Here is an 18,336-nt window from a genome sequence, read left to right as displayed (position 1 = left end):
GAGAACAGTCGCCTCCGTACTGGGATGAGTGGCCGCCCGACCGGCATTATGGAGGCATGAGCCTCACCGCAGACCTTGGTCCTGGAGCCCGCTCCCGCGCACTGGAGGCGATGGGCGCCGGCGAGCTCGACGTCCTCGTCGTGGGCGGTGGCATCACCGGCGTGGGCACCGCGCTGGACTCGGTGTCGCGTGGCCTGAACACCGGGCTGATCGAGCAGCGCGACTGGGCCTCGGGCACCTCCTCGCGCTCCTCGAAGCTCGTGCACGGTGGCCTGCGCTACCTCGAGATGTTCGACTTCGGCCTGGTCAAGGAGGCGCTGGAGGAGCGCGGCCTGCTCCTCACCCGGCTCGCCCCGCACCTGGTCCGCCCGGTGCCGTTCCTCTACCCGCTGCACCACGCGTGGGAGCGGCCGTACGTCGGCGCCGGCCTCGTGCTCTACGACGGCATGGCCATGGCCGGGAAGTACGACATGGGCGTCCCGAAGCACAAGCACCTGTTCCGCAAGCAGATCGAGCGGATGGCCCCCGACCTGCGCACCCAGGACCTGCACGGCGCGATCCGCTACTACGACTGCCAGGTCGACGACGCGCGCCTGGCGATGACCGTGGCGCGCACGGCGGCGTCGTACGGCGCCCACGTCGCCTCCCGCACGAAGGTGACCGGGTTCCTGCGCGAGGGCGACGCCGTGGTCGGCGTGACCGCTCGCGACCTGGAGAACGACGCCGACCTGGAGATCCGCGCCAAGGTCGTGATCAACGGCGCCGGGGTGTGGTCCGACGAGATCCAGGAGATGGTCGGCGGCCGCGGGCAGCTCAAGGTCGAGGCGTCCAAGGGCGTGCACATCGTGGTCCCGCGGGACCGGATCCGCTCCTCGGCCGGCTTCATCACCAAGACCGAGAAGTCGGTGCTCTTCGTGATCCCGTGGGGACGGCACTGGATCATCGGCACCACGGACACCCCGTGGAAGCACGACCTCGCGCACCCGGCCGCCTCCCGCGCCGACATCGACTACATCCTCCAGCACGTGAACACCCTGCTGAAGGAGCCGCTGGACCACGAGGACGTGGAGGGCGTGTACGCCGGCCTGCGACCGCTGGCGAAGGGCGAGTCGGAGCCGACCTCGAAGATCTCGCGGGAGCACACCGTCGTCGCTCCCGTGCCCGGCCTGGTGATGATCGCCGGCGGCAAGATGACCACGTACCGCGTGATGGCGAAGGACGCCGTGGACGTCGCCGCCGAGACGCTGGCCCAGCGCGGCGCGTCCGTGCGCGACTCGATCACCGACCGGGTGCCGCTGATCGGTGCGTCCGGCTTCGAGCTCCGCACCGCCCAGCGGGTGTCGCTCGCCCGCTCGTCGGGGCTGAGCGTCTCCCGGATCGACCACCTGCTCGGCCGGTACGGCGGGCTCGTCGACGAGGTCCTCTCGATCATCGCCGACGACGCGTCGCTGGGCGAGCCGCTCGAGGGCAACGACGACTACCTGGCCGCCGAGGTGGTGTACGCCGTCACGCACGAGGGTGCCCGGCACCTCGACGACGTGCTCACCCGGCGTACCCGGCTCTCCATCGAGACCTTCGACCGCGGCACCGGCGCCGCCCGCCCCGCCGCCGAGCTGATGGCCGGCGTCCTCGGCTGGGACTCCGCACGCGTCGACGACGAGGTGGACCACTACCTGCGCCGGGTCGAGGCCGAGCGGCAGAGCCAGGAGATGATGACCGACTCCGAGGCCGACGAGGCCCGCGTCAGCGCGCCCGAGGGCTCCTGGGCGGTCTGAGCGGTCGGGGCCGGCCTGCTGCGCGTTCCCCAGGAACAGGGGACACCGCAGCCTCGGCACGTGCCTCGCTCAAAGCAATGGCGGGCACGACGGTGTCGCGAGACGATCGGCCCATGAGCTCGTCGCTGAGAGAACGTCTGCGATCGGCCCTGCTCGAGGCGCGCCGCGCGCGTGATCGCGACCTGGCCGACGCGCTGCGCACCTGCTTGGCCGCCATCGACAACGCGGAGGCGGTCCCCGTCGTGTCGCCTGGGTCCAGTGCCGTCGAGACGAGCCCGCTTGGGGTCGGCACCACCGAGGCTGCTCGCCGCGCGCTCTCCGTCGACGACCAGGCTCAGGTCGTGCGCGGCGAGCTCGATGACCTGCGCGAGGCTTCGGCGACGTACGACGCTCACGGCCGCCTGGACCGCGCGAGTGCCTCACGGCGCGTGGCCGCAGCGGTCGCCGACCTGCTCGGCGACACGGCCTGAGCCGTCAGCGCAGTGGGATCCCCTCGGCCTCGCCGTTCACCCTCGGCCCACGGATCCGGCGCGCTGTCTCCGCGATGGCGACGTCGTTGATCGAGGCTTCGCGCCGAGCCATGTAGCCGTCGGCGTCGAACTCCCAGTTCTCGTTGCCGTGGCTGCGCCACCACTGGCCGGCATCGTCGTGCCACTCGTACTGGAAGCGGACCGCGATCCGGTTGCCGGCGTACGCCCAGAGGCTCTTGCGGAGGGCGTACTCGTGCTCGTGCTCCCACTTGCGGGTCAGGAAGGCGACGACCTCCTCGCGCCCCGTGAGGAACTCGTCGCGGTTGCGCCAGACCGTGTCCGGTGTGTAGGCGCCGGCGACCTTCTCCGGGTCCCTGGTGTTCCAGGCGTCTTCTGCCGCCTGCACCTTCGCCCGGGCGGACTGCTCGTCGAACGGCGGCAGGGGAGGACGTGGATCGCTCATCACGCCATGCTGGCACGTCCACGTCACGGCCAGGTGACGCGCAGCCCCATCGCCTCTCGACGTACCCAAGTCCTCGACCCTACGACGAGTGCGTTTGCGACGGCGAGCCGGGCGACCGGCCTCGCGAGAGGTCGACCCTGTCGTCGATCCAGATCTCGACGCCGGCGTCACCCGGTCAGCGAGTCGTCGCATCCCGACTCCACGCGCGCCCACTGCGCGATCGGGCGCCCGTCGTGACACAGGACGTGCTCGCCGTCCACGTTGTGCCACCCCTGTGGCCAGCCGTCAGGGGAGTCCTCGTGGCGCTCCTGCCGGCCCCAGACGGTCAGGTCCATCAGCCGGTAGCTGCTGTCCAGGACCTCGACGCCCCGTCGCGTCGTCCAGTACGTCTCGAAGACCCGGTCCCGGCACCGGACGTACGACACCAGGTGCATCATCCCGCGGGCCCTTCCCACGAGCAGCCGGTCCAGCGAGGGCAGCGCGGAGTACCACGGCACCGACCAGCCCATGAAGTCGCGGTAGCGGCGACCCTCGTCGTACGGCCCCTGGGCGAGCACGGCGACGGTGATGTCGCGCGAGTGGAGGTACGACAGCTCGCCGAGGTGGGCCATGCACCACGTGCACCCCGGGCACTGCTCGCTCGCCGGGCTTCCGGTGTGCCACATCGCGAAGTACGCCAGCAGCTGGCGCCGCCCGTCGAAGGCCTCCAGCAGCGTCGTCGTGCCCTGCGGTCCGACGAGCTCGAGCGAGGCGTCGACCTCGACCATCGGCAGGCGGCGTCGCTCGGCCGCGATCGCGTCGCCCTCCCTGCTGTGTGCCTTCTCGCGCCCCCGCAGGTCCTCCAGCCGCGTCTCGCGCTCGTCGCGCTCGACGACCGCGGGGAGGGTCGCGTCCTCGGGCACCCGGGAGTACCTCATGTCGTGCTCCTCGACTCCTCGACGTGGTCGCGCAGGCGCTCCAGCCGGCCGTCCCAGTCGCGCGCGAGGACGACGAGGTAGCGCTCGGCCACCCGCATCGGTGCGGGGTCGAGCCGGTGTCGCACGCGACGGCCCTCTCCCGGCTCGGGCACCACCAGCCCGGCCTCGACCAGCAGGGCGACGTGCTTGGCGACGCCCTGCCGGGTGATCGGCAGCCGCGAGGCCAGGTCGGTCGCCGTGAGCGGTCCCGTCTGGGCCAGCTCGGTCAGGATCGCGCGCCGTGTCGGGTCTGCCAGCGCGGCGAACACGTGGTGCGCCACCTCGTCGAGACCGTCGGGTACCTCGCCGGGCACTCCTGGTGGGTCGGTGGCCACTTCAGGAGCGGACGAGGCCGAGGACGTGGTCGACCAGCTCGCCGAGCTCACGCTCCCAGCCGTCCCGGTGGCCGTCGTACGTCGACTGGTAGCGGTCCTCCGGCAGCTGCGCGAAGCCGCTCTCGACGACCGTCAGCCGGGTGCCGTCCGCGGTCGCCTGGAGAGTGAGCTCGACGTACGTCCGAGGCAGCGTGTCGACCCCGTTCTCGTCCAGCGGCCAGCTGAACGCGAACAACCGCGGCTCCTCGACCTGCTCCACACGCATGGTCGGCGCATGTGTCTCGGTCCACGTCATGGTGGCGGCGCCGCCCGGTCGCAGGTCGACGTCGGCGGACTCGGGGAACCACGACGACAGCCCCTCGGCGGTGGTGAGGACCGGCCAGAGCTCGGTCGGTGACAGCGGCAGCTCGACGCTGCGCTCGATGCGATCGGGGAAACCCATGACGACCTCCGAAAAGTAGCAACTAAATGGTTGCATCAACGTATAGCAACCTCAGAGTTGCGACAAGAGGGCGACGTGTACCGACTGTCGCAACCTCGTGCTGTGCGGCTCCGGCACCCGCGTGGTCGCCGAGGGCGGGCCGCGACGCCGTCGTCGAGGACGTGTGACAGTCGGTGGACCCGCTCGCTGTCGCACACCCCGGCAGGCGATGGGCGCGTGGCACGACGCTCGTAGACTGCGACCAGCAGCACCCGCACCCCCGTTCCGTCCCGGATCGGGGGTGGCAGCGCGTGCGCCCACAGCACAGAGAGGCACCGTGTGAGCATCTCCGGACTCAGCCGTCTGGTCCTGACCGAGCCGACCCTCGCGCAGGCGATGGAGGACGCCGGGACCGTCGCGGCACTGGACCTGACCGGGCCGGGCGCGCTGCGGCCGTTCGTGGTCAGGGGGCTGGTCGACGCCGGCCGGACGGTGCTGGTCGTGGCGGCGACGGCCCGCGAGGCCGAGGACCTGGTCGAGGTGCTCAGCGACGTGGTCGACCCCGCGCGGATCGGCTACTACCCGGCCTGGGAGACGCTCCCGCACGAGCGGCTGAGCCCGCGCAGCGACACGGTCGGACGTCGGCTCGCCGTCCTGCGGCGGATCACGCACCCCGGCACGGGCGAGGACAACGGGCCGCTGGACGTGGTGGTCGCCCCGATCCGCTCGGTGCTGCAGCCGCAGGTCGAGGGTCTCGGCGACCTGGAGCCGGTCGAGCTGGCGAAGGGCGACACCGCCGACCTCGAGGACGTCGTACGCCGCCTCGCCCTCGCGGCGTACTCGCGCGTCGACCTGGTGGAGCGACGCGGTGAGTTCGCTGTCCGCGGGGGGATCATCGACGTCTTCCCGCCCACCGAGGAGCACCCGCTGCGCCTCGAGCTGTTCGGCGACGAGGTCGACGAGATCCGTACCTTCGCGGTCGCCGACCAGCGCACGATGGACCCGGTCGACCGGCTGTGGGCGCCGCCGTGCCGCGAGCTGATCCTCGACGAGACGACCCGCGAGCGCGCTCGTGCCCTGGGCGAGGCCCACCCCGAGCTGCGCGACCTCACCGAGCAGATGGCGCAGGGCATCGCGGTCGAGGGCATGGAGTCGCTGAGCCCCGCCCTGGTCGACGAGATGGAGATGCTCACCGACCTGCTCCCGGCGACGACGACCGTGCTGCTGGCCGACCCCGAGCGGGTACGCACCCGGGCGCACGACCTGGTGGCGACCAGCGAGGAGTTCCTCGGCGCGAGCTGGGCGGCCGCGGCCGCCGGCGGGGAGTCGCCGATCGACCTCGGCGCCGCCTCGCTGCGCGACCTGCGCGACGTCCGCGAAGGTGCGATGGAGGCCGGGCAGGCGTGGTGGTCGCTGAGTCCGTTCGGGCTGGGCAACGGCGACGAGCCGGGGACCCTCACCATCGACCCCGAGGCGCCGGAGGCGCGCACCGTCGACGCCCAGCCCGCCGAGGAGTACCGCGGTCAGGTCGAGCGCGCGATCGAGGACATCCGGAAGGCGCTCTCCTCCGGCACGCGGGTCGTCCTCCTCTCCGAGGGCGTCGGCCCCGCCGAGCGGATGGTCGAGGTGCTCGGCGAGCACGACGTCCCCGCCAAGCTCGTCGAGGACCTCACCCACGAGCCGGACTCCGCCAGCGTCACGGTCACCTGTGGCGCGCTCGACCACGGCCTCACCGTCCCCGCTGTCGGGCTCTCCCTGCTCACCCGCGAGGACGTCCTCGGCCAGCGCGCGCAGACCCGCGACATGCGCAAGATGCCCGCGCGCCGCAAGAAGCAGATCGACCCGCTCGAGCTCAAGGCCGGCGACTACGTGGTCCACGAGCAGCACGGCGTGGGGCGGTTCGTGGAGATGCGGCAGCGCGAGGTGCAGGGCGCGATGCGGGAGTACCTCGTGCTCGAGTACGGCGCCTCCAAGCGCGGTCAGCCCGCGGACAAGCTCTTCGTCCCGGCCGACACCCTCGACCAGGTCACGAGGTACGTCGGTGGCGAGCAGCCGGCCCTGGACCGGCTCGGCGGCGGCGACTGGGCCAAGCGCAAGGGCCGCGCCCGCAAGGCGGTCAAGGAGATCGCGGCCGAGCTGATCAAGCTGTACGCCGCCCGCCAGGCCACCCGGGGCCACGCCTTCGGCCCGGACACCCCCTGGCAGCGCGAGCTGGAGGACGCGTTCCCCTTCGCCGAGACGCCCGACCAGCTCACCACCGTCGACGAGGTCAAGCACGACATGGAGCAGGTCGTGCCGATGGACCGGCTGGTCTGCGGCGACGTCGGCTACGGCAAGACCGAGATCTCGGTGCGCGCGGTGTTCAAGGCCGTGCAGGACGGCAAGCAGGTCGTCGTCCTCGTCCCGACGACGCTGCTCGTGCAGCAGCACCTCGCCACCTTCGAGGAGCGGTTCTCCGGCTTCCCGGTGACGGTCAAGGCGCTGAGCCGCTTCCAGTCCGACAAGGACGCGGCCGAGGTGATGGCCGGTGCCGCCGACGGCTCGATCGACGTCGTCATCGGCACGCACCGCCTGCTCAACCCCGACGTGCGGTTCAAGGACCTCGGGCTGATCGTGGTCGACGAGGAGCAGCGCTTCGGTGTCGAGCACAAGGAGCAGATGAAGCGGCTGCGCACCAGCGTCGACGTCTTGTCGATGAGCGCGACGCCGATCCCGCGGACGCTCGAGATGTCGATCACCGGCATCCGCGAGATGTCCACGATCGCCACCCCGCCGGAGGAGCGGCACCCGGTGCTGACGTACGTCGGGGCGTACGAGGACCGCCAGGTCACCGCCGCCATCCGCCGCGAGCTGTTGCGCGACGGTCAGGTCTTCTACATCCACAACCGGGTGAACTCGATCGAGAAGGCCGCCGCGCACCTCAAGGAGCTCGTCCCCGAGGCGCGGGTCGCGACCGCGCACGGGCAGATGAACGAGCGTCAGCTCGAGCAGGTGATGGTCGACTTCTGGGAGAAGCGCTTCGACGTGCTCGTGTGCACGACGCTGGTCGAGTCGGGTCTCGACGTCTCGAACGCGAACACGATGATCATCGAGCGCTCCGACGCCCTCGGTCTCTCCCAGCTGCACCAGCTGCGCGGGCGGGTCGGGCGCAGCCGCGAGCGGGCGTACGCGTACTTCCTCTACCCGACGGAGAAGCCGCTGACCGAGACCGCGCACGAGCGGCTCGCGACGCTGGCGCAGCACTCCGACCTCGGTGGGGGCATGGCGATCGCGATGAAGGACCTGGAGATCCGCGGCGCCGGCAACCTGCTCGGCGGCGAGCAGTCCGGCCACATCGCCGACGTCGGCTTCGACCTCTACGTCCGCCTCGTCGGCGAGGCGGTGGGGGAGTACCGCGCCCAGACCGCCGGTGGCCCACAGCCCGAGCAGCTCGACGAGGTCCGTATCGAGATCCCGGTCGACGCGCACCTGCCGCACGACTACATCGGCTCCGAGCGGCTGCGCCTGGAGATGTACAAGCGGCTCTCCGAGGTCCGCTCCGACGACGACGTGCGGGCGCTGGCCGAGGAGATGACCGACCGCTACGGTCCGATGCCGGCCGAGGTCACCCGGCTCCTCGCCGTGGCCAGCTTCCGAGCGCGGTGCCGGCAGGCCGGCGTCACCGAGGTCCAGACCCAGGGCAAGTACGTCCGCTTCGGCCCGGTCGAGCTGGCCGAGTCCGCGACCGTACGTCTGCAGCGGCTCTACCCCAAGAGCCTGGTCAAGGCCCCCGTGCGTACCATCCTCGTACCCCGACCACTTGCCGCCACCATCGGCGGGGAGCAGCCTCGCGACGAGGAGCTGCTGGCCTGGTGCCGGCAGGTGATCGACGCCGTGATCGACCCCGCGAAGGGACCCGTCTCGTGAGCCGCACCCGTCTCGTCCTGGCCGCTGCGCTGTCCTCCGGGCTGCTGCTCTCCTCGTGCGCCACCCAGCCCGGGACGGCGCTGAAGGTCGGCGACTACACGCTCTCGCGCGACACCCTCGACGACGTCACCCAGGCGCAGTGCGCGCTGGCCGGGTCCGGGCAGGGGGCCCAGCCCACCTCGCGCGGTGCGATCGCGCAGTCGACGCTCGCGGTGGTGGTCCAGTCCCAGCAGGCCCTGCGCTACGCCCGTACCCACGACGTCAGCGTCGACGCCTCGGCGCTGAGCCAGGTCCGGACCCAGTTCGAGGACCAGCTGAAGGGGAAGCGGGTCTCCGGGGCCGAGCGCGACGCCCTGCTGGACATCGCTGACCTGGTCAACCGCGGTCAGCTGGTCCAGCAGCAGGTCGGGGCGAAGGACCTCGGTCTGTCGGGCAGTGCGGTGGGCGCGGCGGCCCAGCAGGCGACCACCGCGGGCGCGCAGGTGATCTCCGCCTGGGCCGCGAAGAGCGGCCCGGACGTCAGCCTCGATCCGCGCTACAACCTCACCGTCGACGAGGGGCAGCTGAAGCTGCGCGACGCCTCGGTCTCCGAGCCGGTCTCGGCCGCGGCCAAGCAGTCGGCCTCGCAGCAGCCGAGCGCGTCGTACGTGTCCGCGCTTCCGGTCCCGCAGCGCTGCGCGTGACGACCCCGGCCGACTCTCCCCTGGAGGACCTGGTCGCGCTGATGGCGCGCCTGCGCGCCGAGTGCGCGTGGAAGTCGGCCCAGACGCACCGCTCGCTGGCGCGGTACCTCCTCGAGGAGACGCACGAGACGCTCGAGGCGATCGACGAGGGCGAGCGCACCGGCGACTGGACCCACCTGCGCGAGGAGCTCGGCGACCTGCTGCTCCAGGTGTACTTCCACGCGGCGATCGACGCCGAGGCCGGGCGCTACGACGTCCGTGACGTCGCGGCGGACCTCGCCGCCAAGCTCGTACGCCGCAACCCGCACGTCTTCGGTGCCGGGAGCGGCGCCACCCCGGTCGCCGACCAGGACCCCCACGAGATCAACGAGGCGTGGGAGAACATCAAGCGCACCGAGAAGCAGCGCTCCCACCCCACCGAGGGGCTGCCCGCCTCACTGCCCGCGCTGCTGTACGCCGACAAGGTGATCGACCGGATGGGTCGCGCCGGGCGGCCGGTGCACGCGGACCTCGCCGCCGCGGACGACGGCGACCTGGGCGAGCGCCTGCTGGCGCTCGCCGTCGAGGCCCAGGCATCGGGTCTCGACGCGGAGCAGGCGCTCCGCGATGCCGTGCGCCGCCGGGTCTCTGGCTAGGGTCGTGCCGGTGAGCGACCAGCAGCGACCTGCCCTCAGCACCAACCAGGAGCGGATCCACCGCTTCGACCGGCTCCTGGCGATGTTCCCGCCGGGACGTGCGCTCGACCTCGGCGCCGGGCACGGAGGCTTCTCCGTGCGTGCCGCGGACCAGGGCTGGCAGGTGACCGCGGTCGACGCGCGCGCCGAGCGCTATCCCGACGACGACCGGATCGAGTGGCGGGTCGAGGACATCCGCACCACCGACTGCCAGGGCTACGACCTGATCATCAACCTCGGGCTCTTCTACCACCTCACGCTGGCCGACCAGCTCTCCCTGCTGGACCGCTCGGTGGGGACCGCGATGATCCTCGACACCCACGTCGCGGTGCCCGGTGACGCCGCCTTCGACCTCAGTGAGATCACCACGGTCGACGGCTACCGCGGCCGGCTCTACTCCGAGCAGGACAAGCAGCACGACCCGCGGTCCTCGTTCGGCAACGACGACTCCTTCTGGCCCACCCAGCGCGAGCTGCAGCGGATGCTGCACGAGCGTGGGTGGGACATCCTGCCGTGGCGGCCGTACTACCTCCGCACCCGGACGTTCTTCCTCTGCCTGCCCCGCTGAGACCGGTCGGGGGTGGGCTGCGCGTCGTACGACGACGGGCGGCGCGGCGTCGCTAGGGTGGGCTGCGACCCCGTCCCCCGCAGCAGGAGCAGCCCCGTGGCCCTGATCGAAGACGTCCACGCCCGCGAGATCCTCGACTCCCGTGGCAACCCCACGGTCGAGGTCGAGGTGTTCCTCGACGACGGCGCGCAGGGCCGCGCCGCGGTGCCCAGCGGCGCGTCGACGGGCCAGTTCGAGGCGGTCGAGCTGCGCGACGGCGGCGACCGCTACCTCGGGAAGGGCACCCAGCAGGCCGTGGCGGCCGTCCTGGACCAGATCGGCCCGGCCATCGAGGACGAGGACGCTGCCGACCAGCGGGCCATCGACCGGATCATGATCGACCTCGACGCCACGCCCAACAAGGCCGCGCTCGGCGCGAACGCGATCCTCGGCGTCTCTCTGGCGGTCGCGCAGGCCGCCGCGCAGTCGGCGGAGCTCCCGCTCTACCGCTATGTCGGCGGCCCGAACGCCCACCTGCTGCCGGTGCCGATGATGAACATCCTCAACGGTGGCGCGCACGCCGACTCCAACGTCGACGTCCAGGAGTTCATGATCGCCCCGGTCGGTGCGCCGAGCTTCGCCGAGGCGCTGCGCCAGGGCGCGGAGGTCTACCACGCGCTGAAGTCGGTGCTGAAGAAGAAGGGGCTCTCCACCGGTCTCGGCGACGAGGGCGGCTTCGCCCCGAGCCTGGAGTCGAACCGCGCCGCGCTGGACCTGATCGGCGAGGCCGTGCAGGCGGCCGGGCTGAGGCTGGGCACCGACATCGCGCTGGCGATGGACGTGGCGGCCAGCGAGTTCTTCGACGGTGGCAGCTACGCCTTCGAGGGCGGCACCAAGTCCGCCGCCGAGATGACCGCGTACTACGCCGAGCTCGTCGACGCCTACCCGATCGTCTCCATCGAGGACCCGCTCGACGAGGAGGACTGGGACGGCTGGCGCACGATCACCGAGCAGCTCGGCGGGCGCGTGCAGATCGTCGGCGACGACCTGTTCGTCACCAACCCCGAGCGGCTCCAGCGCGGCATCGACGGCGGGCAGGCCAACGCCCTGCTGGTCAAGGTCAACCAGATCGGCAGCCTCACCGAGACCCTCGACGCGGTCGAGCTCGCGCACCGCAACGGCTACCGCTGCATGATGAGCCACCGCTCCGGCGAGACCGAGGACGTCACGATCGCCGACCTCGCCGTGGCCACGAACTGCGGCCAGATCAAGACCGGCGCGCCCGCCCGCTCGGACCGGGTCGCGAAGTACAACCAGCTGCTGCGCATCGAGGAGGAGCTCGGCGACGCCGCCCGGTACGCCGGCGCCGCCGCCTTCCCGCGCGCACTCGGGAAGGGCTGAGCCGAGGGTGGCTCCAGCACGCGGGACGGCACGGGAGGCGTCGGCGGCGAGTGGCCGCCGCCCTCGGCTGACCCCGCGCGCGCTCGTGGTCGCGCTGGTGCTGGCCGTGCTGCTGGTCTCGTACGCCTCGAGCATGAAGGCGTACCTCCAGCAGCGCTCGCACCTGGCCGACCTGCGCAGCCAGATCACCGCCTCGCAGACGGAGGTGGACCGGCTGGAGAAGGCGAACGAGCGCTGGAAGGACGACGACTACGTCCGCACCCAGGCGCGGGAGCGGCTGGGCTGGGTGATGCCCGGCGAGACGGCGTACCAGGTGATCGACGAGAACGGGCACCTGCTCGACTCCGGCGACCGGCTGGCCGACCCCTCGCAGGTGGCGAAGTCCGAGGCGACGCCGTGGTGGTCGAAGCAGTACTCGTCCCTCCAGAACGCTGACCACCCGCCGACCGAGCGCGCCCCGGTCGGCACCATCACGAAGAAGACTCCCGGAGAGTGAGCCCCGAGGACACCGAGGCGGTCGCCGCTCAGCTGGGCCGGCCGCCGCGGTCGGTGCACGCCGTGGGTCACCGCTGTCCGTGCTCGCTGCCCGACGTCGTCGTCACCGAGCCGCGGCTCGAGGACGGGACGCCGTTCCCGACGACCTTCTACCTCACCTGCCCGCGCGCCGCCTCGCGGATCGGCACGCTCGAGGCCGACGGCACGATGCGGGAGATGACCGAGCGCCTGGGGGAGGACCCCGACCTGGCGTCGTCGTACGCCGAGGCGCACCGGGCCTACCTCGCCGCGCGCGCCGAGATCGGCGACGTGCCCGAGATCGCCGGGGTCTCCGCCGGCGGCATGCCCGACAGGGTGAAGTGCCTGCACGTCCTCGCGGCCCACGCCCTCGCCGCCGGCCCCGGCGTCAACGTCCTCGGCGACGAGGTCCTCGACGCGCTCGGCGAGTGGTGGTCGAGCGGCCCCTGCGTCCCGCGCGAGTAGCCGCACGTGCGCGGTGCGGCGCGGGTGGTCGAGCAGCGAGCGCCCGCGAGGGAGGACGTCGAGACCTGGTGGGGTGTCGACAGGCTCAACCTCCGGTGGTGGCGGTGAGCACGGCGGTCGAGCTCGTCGAGACCCGTACGGCAGGCTGGTCCCATGCGAGTGGCGGCGATCGACTGTGGGACCAACACCATCAAGCTGCTGGTGGCCGAGCTCGACCCCGACGCCCACGGCACGCCCGAGGTCGAGCTGGTCAGGGATATGCGGATGGTGCGGCTCGGTGAGGGCGTCGACCGCACCGGCCGGATCGGTGACGCGGCGCTGGAGCGGGTGCTGGCGGCGGTGGAGGAGTACGCCGCGATCATCGCCGAGCACTCCGTCCCGCCCGAGCGCGTCCGCTTCTGCGCGACGTCCGCGGCCAGGGACGCGGACAACGCCGAGGCGTTCAGCGACGGCGTGGCACAGCGGCTCGGGGTGCGCCCGGAGGTGCTGGCGGGCGAGGAGGAGGCACGGCTGTCGTACGCCGGGGCGACGCGGAGCCTGGCCGCCGGGCTCGAGGCGCCGTACCTCGTGCTGGACATCGGCGGTGGCTCCACCGAGCTGATCCTCGGCACGGCGGACGGCGAGGTGCTCGAGGCGCACTCCCTCGACATCGGGTCGGTACGACTCACCGAGCGGCACCTCGCCCAGGACCCGCCCACCGAGGAGCAGGTCGAGGCGGCTGTCGCCGACATCGACCTCGCGCTGGACTCCTGCCGCGTCGACCCGGGGGATGCGGCGGCGGTGATCGGGGTCGCGGGAACGATCACCACGACGGCCGCGATGGTGCTCGACCTCGACCACTACGACCGCACGATCCTGCACCACAGCGTGATCGGCACGGCCGCCGTGCAGGGTGCGCTGAGCCAGCTGCTGACGATGAGCGTCGAGCAGCGTCGCGAGCTGCCGTTCATGCATCCGGGGCGCGCCGACGTCATCTCCGCAGGCGTGCTGATCCTGGATCGGGTGCTCCGTCGCTCGCGTGTCGCGTCGCTCCTGGTCTCCGAGGCAGACATCCTGGACGGGATCGCCTGGTCGCTCGTCGAGTGAGCGCCGCGCAGAAGGGAAGCGAGCCGTGTTCGGACGCAGGAAGGGCAGCGACGCCGCCGACGTGACCGAGGACCGGCCCGCCGTGGACGAGCCGGGCTCGACCGCGCCGATCCGCAGCGTCGGCATCGATCTCGACGAGCGGCGACCCGAGCGGGAGCCTGCCGAGCAGCCTGCTCGCCCGGCGGACGACACCGCCGTCACGGCGCTCGACGGACCCGGCCGCGACGCCGAGCCGACCGGCCCTGCCGAGCCCGACGCGGCGCGACCCGTGGTCGAGCCGACACCCGACGCGGAGGCGACCCAGGCCGTCGCCGTCACGCGGGACCTGACGCCCGAGGAGCGCGAGCGCCGCGCCCGCAGCGGACGGGCGGTCGACGACCGCCCGGACCCGCGCCGCCCCTCGGCCTGGCGCGCGGCCCGCTCGGCCGTGCGTGAGTTCGGCCGCGACCAGTGCACCGACCTGGCGGCGGCACTGACGTACTACGCCGTGCTCTCGATCTTCCCGGCCGCCCTCGCGCTGCTCTCCATCCTCGGCCTGGTCAGCGACCCGGAGCGCTACGTCGACAAGATCGCCGACGTCGCGCGCCCCTTGGTCTCGCAGGACACCCTCGAGCAGATCCGGAACGCGCTGGAGAACCTCACCCGCAGCGACGTCGCCGGTGTCGGGCTGGTCGTCGGCGTCGTGGTGGCGCTGTTCTCGGCCTCGGCGTACGTCGGCGCCTTCGGCCGGGCGATGAACCGCATCCTCGAGGTCGAGGAGGGCCGCCCCGTCTGGAAGCTGCGACCCGCGCAGATCCTGGTCACGCTGGTCACCGTGCTGCTCGTCGCGGTCGCCCTGGTGATCCTCGTCGTGAGCGGACCCGTCGCGAGGTCGGTGGGCGACGTCCTCGGGCTCGAGGGCACCGCCGTCACGGTGTGGAACATCGCCAAGTGGCCGGTGCTGGCGCTGATCGTCATCGCGCTCGTCGGGATCCTCTACCGCTCCACCCCCAACGCCCGGCAGAAGTTCCGGTGGCTCAGCCCCGGCGCCTTCGTGGCGATCGTGGTGTGGCTGCTGGCCTCGGCGGCCTTCGCGTTCTACGTCGCCAACGTCAGCTCCTACGACCGCACCTTCGGCTCCGTCGCCGGTGCCGTGGTCGCCCTGCTCTGGCTGTGGCTGACCAACCTCGCGCTGCTCTTCGGTGCCGAGCTGGACTCCGAGCTGGAGCGCCACCGGCAGCTGCAGGGCGGGCTGCTGGCCGAGGTCTCGCTGCAGCTGCCCGTGCGCGACGACCGGACCATCCGCAAGCGCGCGAGCAAGCAGGAGCAGGTCGTCGCCGCGCACCGCGAGGTGCGCGAGTCGTTCCTCGGTGGCGGGCAGATGGAGGACCGGCCGTACCGATGAGTCTGCTGCCGCACCCCGGCACCGGCGAGCCGTTCGCCAGCCCGGTGCCGCCGGGTGCCGGGTGGCCGGGTGACCTCGCGACGCCGGACACGCGGGTCGCTCGTACGCCTGGGGGAGTGGCCCGGCTCGCGGCCAGGGCCTCGCTCGACGAGGTCTCCGCCCGGCTGTCGGTCTGCCGCGCCTGCCCGCGGCTGGTGACCTGGCGCGAGGACGCCGCGGTGACCAAGCGGGCGTCGTACGCCGACGAGCCGTACTGGGGCCGCCCGGCCCCGGGCTTCGGGTCGGCCACGCCGTCGATCCTCGTCGTCGGGCTCGCGCCGGCCGCGCACGGCGGGAACCGCACCGGCCGCAACTTCACCGGAGACCTGTCCGCCGACTGGCTGCACGCCTCGCTGCACCGCACGGGTCTCGCGGCACAGCCGACGTCGACGTACGCCGGCGACGGGCAGCGGCTCGAGCACGTACGCCTGCTCAACCCGGTGCGCTGCGCACCGCCGGAGAACAGGCCGACCCCGGTCGAGCGGGACACCTGCGCCCCGTGGATGCGGCGCGAGCTGACGCTGCTGCTGCCGAGCGTGCGCGCGGTGGTCTGCCTGGGGGCCATCGGCTGGCGAGCGGCGTGGACGGCGCTGGGCGACGCGGGCGTCGACGTCCCCCGCCCCCTGCCGAGGTTCGGCCACGCGGTCGAGGAGCGGGCCGGTGACCTCACCGTCGTCGGCTGCTACCACCCCTCGCCGCACAACACCTACACCGGCCGGCTCACCGCCGACATGCTCGACGCGGTGCTCCGGCGGGCGCGTGGGATCGCCGGACTCGACTAGCGTCGACCCCGGTGCCCGGCACGGCCCCGGTATCCCAACGGCAGAGGAAGAGGTCTTAAAAACCTCCCAGTGTGGGTTCGACCCCCACCCGGGGCACCCGGTCCATGGACGCAGCCGCCGGGCGGAACCAAACCTCGGCGATCGGCGTTACACCCTGTGCACGGCCCGATAGGCTCGAGCCGTCGGTGGCCACCAGAGCCGGTGGGCCACACCCGGCCTCCAAGGAGGAGACCACACATGGCACGCAGGAACGTCTTCCAGTCCAGCAACCCCGTCTTCAACCGCGCCGAGGGCTTCAAGCCGGGCAGCGGCTCCGCCCAGGGCGGGGACGCCGGCTACGGCTCGCCGTCGTCCTGGAGCACCGGTGCAGGGACCGCAACCCAGGCGCCGTACTCCGGCAGCGACTACGGCATCCCCAGCACCCACGGTGCCGACCAGGGCCGGATGACCCTGGACTCGGTGGTGCAGAAGACCGGGCTGACGCTGCTGCTCGTCGTCGCCGCGGCGGCACTGACGTGGTTCCTCACTCCCGCGCTCGACCTGCAGGGCCGCGCCGCGACGAGCCTCTACGCGATCACGATCGTGTCGGCCATCGTCGGCTTCGGCCTCGCGATGGTCACCTCGTTCAAGAAGACGATCAGCCCGGCGCTGGTGCTCGCGTACGCGCTGGTCGAGGGCGTGTTCATCGGCGCGCTGAGCAAGACCTACAACGCCGCGTTCGGGCAGGGCATCGTCACCGGCGCCGTGATCGGCACCGTCTGCGCCCTGGCCGGCACCCTCGCCGCGTACAAGTTCCTCGGGATCAAGGTCGGCGACCGGTTCCGCAAGGGCATGGTCGCCGCGGGCTTCGGCCTGGTCGGCCTGATCGTGCTCGACTTCGTGCTCGGGATGTTCAACAGCGCCATCGGCTTCAACGGGATGGGCGCGCTGGGCCTGCTGATGAGCGTCGCGATCCTGGTGTTCGGGATCTTCTCGCTGATCATGGACTTCGACTTCGTCGAGCGCGGCATCGACGCCCAGCTCCCGGAGCGCGAGTCCTGGCGCGCGGCCTTCGGGCTGACGGTCAGCCTGGTGATGATCTACGTCAACCTGCTCCGCCTGCTGGCCATCCTGCGCGGCGACTGATCACTGACGTCCCACGACGGCCCCGGGCCCACCTCGCGGAGGTGGGACCGGGGCCGTTCGTCGTCGATTCGCCGACCGGGCACTTCCTGCACACCCGGTCGTACACAACTGCCGGCTCGGGTCAGACGCCCGGGCCGAGCTCCTCGACGACGATCTGGTCGAGACGGGAGGTGGCGTCGTCGAGGTGGGCGACGATGCGCTCCTCGACGGTCGGCTCAGTTGTGCTCGCCGTGTCGCCGGCGTCCTCGGGACCCGGCTGCTCCTCCTGCTCGGTGGGTGTGCCCTCCTCCGGGGCGTGCCGGCGCCGGCGCCTCAGGGTGGCCCAGCGACCGCCGCCACCGGCGGGGGAGTGCGGTGAGCCGCCGACCTCGGTGCCCGGGTTCCGCGCTGCGTCGGCGGCGGCCTGCTCGACCGAGAGGACGCCCTCGCCGCGCTGCGCGGCCGGGTGCGTCTCGTCCTCGGGGCCGGCGCCGACGGCGGAGAGCACCGACGGGATGAGGACGGCCGCGAGGGAGGCGTACCCCTTGGCCGAGGGGTGGAACCGGTCCGGCCCGAAGAACACCGCGGGCGCGGCGTCGAACTCCGGTCCGAGGATCGAGCCCAGCGACACCGAACGGCCGCCCTCGCGGACCGTCACGACGGTCTGCCTGGCGGCCAGCCGTCGCGACCACAGTCGCACCATCTGCTTCAGCGGCGGCGGGATCGGTCGGATCGTGCCGAGGTCGGGGCAGGTACCGACGACGACCTCGACGCCCGCCTCCCGCAGGGTGTGGACCGCGCGGGCGATCAGGCGCACCGAGGTCGCGACCGGGACGGCGTGGGTCACGTCGTTGGCCCCGATGAGGATCACCGCGACGTCGGGGGTGTGCCTGCGCTCGAGGGCCCGCTCGACCTGACCGGCCAGCTCGGAGGACCGGGCGCCGACGCGGCAGAACGCGCGCAGGTGGACCCGTCGGTCGGCCCAGCGGGCGACCCCCGCCGCGAGGTAGGCGCCGGGGGTCTCCTGGACCCGGGACACCCCGTAGCCGGCCGCGCTGGAGTCGCCGAGCAGCGCGATCCGCAGCGCCGGGCGCGGGCGCGACCCGCCGTACCAGCCGGTCGCGTCGGGCACCGGGTCGTCGGTCACGCCGATCACCCGGCGGGCGATCCGCGCCTCCGCCACGGCCACACCGAGGAGCCCGACCCCGGCGGCCGCCGCGCCGCCACCTCCGGCCACGGCGGCCCGGGCGAGCGGGTGCCTGGGCAGCAGCGTCCTCTCGTCGTCGGCCATGGGGACAGCCTAGGGAGGCGCGAGTGACAGACAGATATCGT

Annotated in this window: 18 protein-coding genes and 1 tRNA gene; 14 read left to right on the top strand and 5 right to left on the bottom strand. The window is 72.5% G+C overall.

Annotation, left to right across the window (positions count from 1 at the left end):
• The first annotated feature begins 56 nt into the window (after positions 1-56).
• Positions 57-1,775, top strand: a complete 1,719-nt coding sequence (locus IEX42_RS07550) for a glycerol-3-phosphate dehydrogenase/oxidase (protein ID WP_188779225.1) — start codon at positions 57-59, stop codon at positions 1,773-1,775.
• Positions 1,776-1,852: 77 nt separating this feature from the next.
• On the top strand, positions 1,853-2,245 hold the full coding sequence (locus IEX42_RS07545; RefSeq protein WP_229660695.1) for a GatB/YqeY domain-containing protein: 393 nt from the start codon (positions 1,853-1,855) through the stop codon (positions 2,243-2,245).
• A gap of 4 nt (positions 2,246-2,249) precedes the next feature.
• Here IEX42_RS07545 and IEX42_RS07540 read toward each other — a convergent pair whose 3' ends face one another.
• From IEX42_RS07540 to IEX42_RS07525, 4 genes are all read right to left on the bottom strand, one after another.
• The gene (locus IEX42_RS07540) at positions 2,250-2,708 is read right to left on the bottom strand and encodes a nuclear transport factor 2 family protein (protein ID WP_188779224.1); all 459 of its coding nucleotides are present in this window, start codon (positions 2,706-2,708) and stop codon (positions 2,250-2,252) included.
• A gap of 167 nt (positions 2,709-2,875) precedes the next feature.
• Positions 2,876-3,625, bottom strand: a complete 750-nt coding sequence (locus IEX42_RS07535; protein ID WP_188779223.1) for a DUF899 family protein — start codon at positions 3,623-3,625, stop codon at positions 2,876-2,878.
• Entirely contained in the window at positions 3,622-3,978 is a 357-nt protein-coding gene (locus IEX42_RS07530; RefSeq protein ID WP_188779222.1) for an ArsR/SmtB family transcription factor, read from the bottom strand. Before IEX42_RS07530 ends, IEX42_RS07535 begins: the two co-directional genes overlap by 4 nt.
• A 22-nt stretch (positions 3,979-4,000) precedes the next feature.
• Entirely contained in the window at positions 4,001-4,441 is a 441-nt protein-coding gene (locus IEX42_RS07525; RefSeq protein ID WP_188779221.1) for an SRPBCC domain-containing protein, read from the bottom strand.
• Positions 4,442-4,759: 318 nt separating this feature from the next.
• Between IEX42_RS07525 and mfd the strand changes: the two genes are divergently transcribed.
• The 12 genes from mfd to IEX42_RS07465 all read left to right on the top strand — a co-directional run bounded on the left by mfd (position 4,760) and on the right by IEX42_RS07465 (position 17,025).
• The gene (gene mfd, locus IEX42_RS07520) at positions 4,760-8,326 is read left to right on the top strand and encodes a transcription-repair coupling factor (RefSeq protein ID WP_188779220.1); all 3,567 of its coding nucleotides are present in this window, start codon (positions 4,760-4,762) and stop codon (positions 8,324-8,326) included.
• Entirely contained in the window at positions 8,323-9,009 is a 687-nt protein-coding gene (locus IEX42_RS07515; RefSeq protein WP_188779219.1) for a hypothetical protein, read from the top strand. The genes mfd and IEX42_RS07515 overlap by 4 nt, the downstream gene beginning before the upstream one ends.
• Entirely contained in the window at positions 9,006-9,644 is a 639-nt protein-coding gene (locus IEX42_RS07510; protein WP_188779218.1) for a nucleoside triphosphate pyrophosphohydrolase, read from the top strand. The genes IEX42_RS07515 and IEX42_RS07510 overlap by 4 nt, the downstream gene beginning before the upstream one ends.
• Before the next feature lie 10 nt (positions 9,645-9,654).
• On the top strand, positions 9,655-10,251 hold the full coding sequence (locus tag IEX42_RS07505; RefSeq protein WP_188779217.1) for a class I SAM-dependent methyltransferase: 597 nt from the start codon (positions 9,655-9,657) through the stop codon (positions 10,249-10,251).
• 96 nt (positions 10,252-10,347) lie between these two features.
• Positions 10,348-11,631, top strand: a complete 1,284-nt coding sequence (eno, locus tag IEX42_RS07500; RefSeq protein WP_188779216.1) for a phosphopyruvate hydratase — start codon at positions 10,348-10,350, stop codon at positions 11,629-11,631.
• 7 nt (positions 11,632-11,638) lie between these two features.
• Positions 11,639-12,127, top strand: a complete 489-nt coding sequence (locus tag IEX42_RS07495) for an FtsB family cell division protein (protein ID WP_188779215.1) — start codon at positions 11,639-11,641, stop codon at positions 12,125-12,127.
• Positions 12,124-12,609, top strand: coding sequence for a DUF501 domain-containing protein (locus tag IEX42_RS07490; protein WP_188779214.1), 486 nt, complete (start codon positions 12,124-12,126; stop codon positions 12,607-12,609). The genes IEX42_RS07495 and IEX42_RS07490 overlap by 4 nt, the downstream gene beginning before the upstream one ends.
• A gap of 153 nt (positions 12,610-12,762) precedes the next feature.
• A complete protein-coding gene (locus IEX42_RS07485) occupies positions 12,763-13,695 on the top strand; it encodes a Ppx/GppA phosphatase family protein (protein ID WP_188779213.1) in 933 nt (310 codons plus the stop codon).
• 25 nt (positions 13,696-13,720) lie between these two features.
• Positions 13,721-15,079, top strand: coding sequence for a YhjD/YihY/BrkB family envelope integrity protein (locus IEX42_RS07480; RefSeq protein ID WP_188779212.1), 1,359 nt, complete (start codon positions 13,721-13,723; stop codon positions 15,077-15,079).
• Complete coding sequence (locus IEX42_RS07475) at positions 15,076-15,900, top strand: uracil-DNA glycosylase (RefSeq protein ID WP_188779211.1); 825 nt, start codon at positions 15,076-15,078, stop codon at positions 15,898-15,900. The genes IEX42_RS07480 and IEX42_RS07475 overlap by 4 nt, the downstream gene beginning before the upstream one ends.
• 23 nt (positions 15,901-15,923) lie before the next feature.
• Positions 15,924-15,996, top strand: a tRNA-Leu gene (locus tag IEX42_RS07470).
• A 141-nt stretch (positions 15,997-16,137) separates the two neighbouring features.
• Entirely contained in the window at positions 16,138-17,025 is an 888-nt protein-coding gene (locus IEX42_RS07465; RefSeq protein WP_188779210.1) for a Bax inhibitor-1/YccA family protein, read from the top strand.
• Between the two features lie 121 nt (positions 17,026-17,146).
• Here IEX42_RS07465 and IEX42_RS07460 read toward each other — a convergent pair whose 3' ends face one another.
• Positions 17,147-18,295, bottom strand: coding sequence for an SGNH/GDSL hydrolase family protein (locus IEX42_RS07460; protein WP_188779209.1), 1,149 nt, complete (start codon positions 18,293-18,295; stop codon positions 17,147-17,149).
• Positions 18,296-18,336: the final 41 nt, after the last annotated feature.

Source organism: Marmoricola endophyticus (genome assembly GCF_014644415.1).
Taxonomy (GTDB): domain Bacteria; phylum Actinomycetota; class Actinomycetes; order Propionibacteriales; family Nocardioidaceae; genus Marmoricola; species Marmoricola endophyticus.
The sequence above is the reverse complement of the archived record's forward strand: the minus strand, read 5'-3'. Positions and strand labels throughout refer to the sequence as shown.

Bases quoted from the DNA above. Each gene is read 5' to 3' on its own strand.
- IEX42_RS07540 (WP_188779224.1), bottom strand. From the start codon at position 2,708: ATGAGCGATCCACGTCCTCCCCTGCCGCCGTTCGACGAGCAGTCCGCC.
- IEX42_RS07550 (WP_188779225.1), top strand. From the start codon at position 57: ATGAGCCTCACCGCAGACCTTGGTCCTGGAGCCCGCTCCCGCGCACTG.
- IEX42_RS07465 (WP_188779210.1), top strand. From the start codon at position 16,138: ATGGCACGCAGGAACGTCTTCCAGTCCAGCAACCCCGTCTTCAACCGC.
- IEX42_RS07485 (WP_188779213.1), top strand. From the start codon at position 12,763: ATGCGAGTGGCGGCGATCGACTGTGGGACCAACACCATCAAGCTGCTG.
- IEX42_RS07545 (WP_229660695.1), top strand. From the start codon at position 1,853: ATGGCGGGCACGACGGTGTCGCGAGACGATCGGCCCATGAGCTCGTCG.
- IEX42_RS07475 (WP_188779211.1), top strand. From the start codon at position 15,076: ATGAGTCTGCTGCCGCACCCCGGCACCGGCGAGCCGTTCGCCAGCCCG.
- IEX42_RS07525 (WP_188779221.1), bottom strand. From the start codon at position 4,441: ATGGGTTTCCCCGATCGCATCGAGCGCAGCGTCGAGCTGCCGCTGTCA.
- IEX42_RS07535 (WP_188779223.1), bottom strand. From the start codon at position 3,625: ATGAGGTACTCCCGGGTGCCCGAGGACGCGACCCTCCCCGCGGTCGTC.
- IEX42_RS07460 (WP_188779209.1), bottom strand. From the start codon at position 18,295: ATGGCCGACGACGAGAGGACGCTGCTGCCCAGGCACCCGCTCGCCCGG.